The organism is Streptacidiphilus neutrinimicus (genome assembly GCF_000787815.1).
Lineage (GTDB): Bacteria > Actinomycetota > Actinomycetes > Streptomycetales > Streptomycetaceae > Streptacidiphilus > Streptacidiphilus neutrinimicus.
Map to the genome: position 1 here is coordinate 2,365 of NZ_BBPO01000144.1, position 2,405 is coordinate 4,769.

At 70.0% G+C, this 2,405-nt stretch carries 1 protein-coding gene; it reads right to left on the reverse strand.

From position 1 onward, the window contains the following. Positions 1-1,284: 1,284 nt before the first annotated feature. Positions 1,285-2,292: an HTTM domain-containing protein gene (locus TR48_RS37535; protein WP_236652515.1), complete on the reverse strand. Its 1,008-nt coding sequence runs from the start codon at positions 2,290-2,292 to the stop codon at positions 1,285-1,287. Positions 2,293-2,405: the final 113 nt, after the last annotated feature.

Genomic DNA, 2,405 nt, shown 5'->3' on the forward strand with positions numbered 1-2,405 from the left:
CAGGCTTACCTCACCCAGGTACAGCACGGTCTGCCCCAGGCGCCCGACCGCCTCGAGGAAGCCCGGCGGCAACGAAAGCGCGTCCTTGTCCGTGATCGGGCCGCCTGGGCCCGAGAGCTGTGCGCGGGCGAGGGTTGAGGTGCGCGGGAGCAGCCGTACGGACCAGCCCAGCGCCTCGCGGGGGCTTGGTGCAGGTCGACGGCGGCAGTGAAGCCCCGCCGGACCAGGGGCGCCAGCTGTCGTTGTCCGCGGGCGGGGAGTTCGGCGATCAGCGTGGGCCACGGCGTGCGGCCGTGCCAGACCATCGCGGAGGTGATCCCCTCAACGAGCACGGCGGCCAGGTCACGGACGGTTTCGGGCGAACCCATCACGCCGCCGGAAGCCGTCCGGAGGGTGCCGTGGGCGGGGCCGGGGCGGGAGCCGGTTCCTCGTCTTGCTCTTCCGGGTTCCCCCAGGTCCAGGTGCCGAACGGTCCTGGCAGTCCCGTCGCCGGCGCGCCGAGAACGGCGCAGCCCTTGCCGCGGTGGATGGGGAGGAAGATCATCGGCCGCCTTCCGGGAGCTTCCGAGGTCGGTCCCGTGCGCCTGGTTGCCCGTCTTCGCGCCGATGTGTTCCGTGGGCTGTCGGGCGGCAGGGCACGAGCCATGTCCGAGATCCTCTCGCCCGGCGCTGCTGCGTGCGCGCGACGCGCCCGCACGCAGCAGCGCCCGTCCCTCGTGCAGAGGCATACAACGGACGTCTGCGTGCGTTACTGGCACTCTGCGCGAGCTGACCGGCCCGCTCGGGCGCTTGAGGCGCCCACGGGGTGTCGGCCGCTCACCAGGCCGCCCCCGCGACAAAAGCGTGCGTGAAGCCCGGTGTTTGACCGTCTGCAAGTAGCCGCCGATAGTCTGACGGCGTGCCACCCGTGAGGGCTGTCCGGTCGCCATGTGCAGGGCGGCCCTCGACGCGGATACGCTACCGCGACATGCCCAGCCGACGGGATGGTGACGGCCTTTCATCCTCCTGGCCGGCGCGGCCAGCCGAGGCGACATCGTGGGGTTCAGGCTTGCTCGGGCCCGGGCGCGTTGGCGAGGGCCGACCGCACGGAACGTCACGCGCTGGTCGTACCAGAGCAGAGCGACCGTCGTAGCGGTCATCGCCAAGGGCCCCGTCGTCTCCCCGTCGTCCCCTCCACCTGCGCGCCGGCCGCGCCCAGTGCGGCGGGCACGCCGACCTGCGGGGCGATCGGGCGACGATGTCGGCCAGCGGCCGGGAGCTGGCCTGAGGCTGCGTTCTGGCGGTTCATGTCGGCTCCGTCCCGGTTCGGGGCCAGGGCAGATCCTTGCATTGGCTGGGTGCCCGGCGATGCTGAAGGAAGCGTCGCCCGATGCCCGCGACGCGGAGAAGGGCGTGATCGGGAAGGAAGACGGCGTCGGCGATGATCATCGAACCGGAGAAGACCGGTAGCCCGAGGAGGACGGCGATCCCGATGTGCATGCCGATCAATAGGCCGAGGAGGACGTATTTGAGCCTGCTGAACAGGGCGAACGGAAACGCCACCTGGACCAGGACAGTCGCGTAGCCGGCGAGTGTGATCAGGAGCTGATGGTCGTCGGCGAGGTGCGAGAGCGTGGGCCAGGGTCGGAACAGGTCGAGATTGACCACGTAGTGCAGTGCGGTGCCGTCCTGCCACAGGCTTCCTTGCACTTTGTAGAGGCCGGCCGAGCCGTAGAGGATGCACACCTGGGCCGCGATGACGAACATGCCGCAGTTGTGCACGAGCGTGGTCAGCTGTGTCCGGACCGCTGCCGCCTGCTGCCAGGCGGGCCGCGACCGGAGGCCGACCGTCTCGCGACCGTGCTCGTGGGCGGACGCGCGGAGCCGTTGCCTGCGCGCGTCCAGGGACCAGCGGTGGCCACATGCCGTGAACATCAGGTAGATGGCCATCAAGACGATCAGGTTGTCCCCACCGTCGGTCATGAAGACGGCGCGGCCGTGGAACGAGGTCACCACGAGGGCGAACAGAACGGACGTCACCCTGGTGTGCCAGCCCAGCATGAACACGGCGGAGGTGAGCAGGGCCAGGACGTAGCAGGCCTCGAAGTACGTACCGTTGTCGGAGAGTGTGAGCAGGCTGAACCAGCCGTTTTGGCGGAACAGCTCGCGGGCCAGATTCGGGGTCCACGGGGATCCCGGTCCCCAGATCTCGTCGCGGTGGGGGAACTCGCGCAACAGGAACGTGAGGTAGAGCAGTCCGTAGCCGATGCGCAGCACGGCCGCCGCGTGGAGCGAGACCGCGTGTTCGGTCAGGAAGGTGAACGCCCTGGTGACGGGGTCGGGGCGCCTCGTCGCGCTGCAGGGGGCGAGCGGCGGCCGGCCCTCGTGACGGGTTTCGGTGCGGGATGTCCGGTCAGTGATCACGA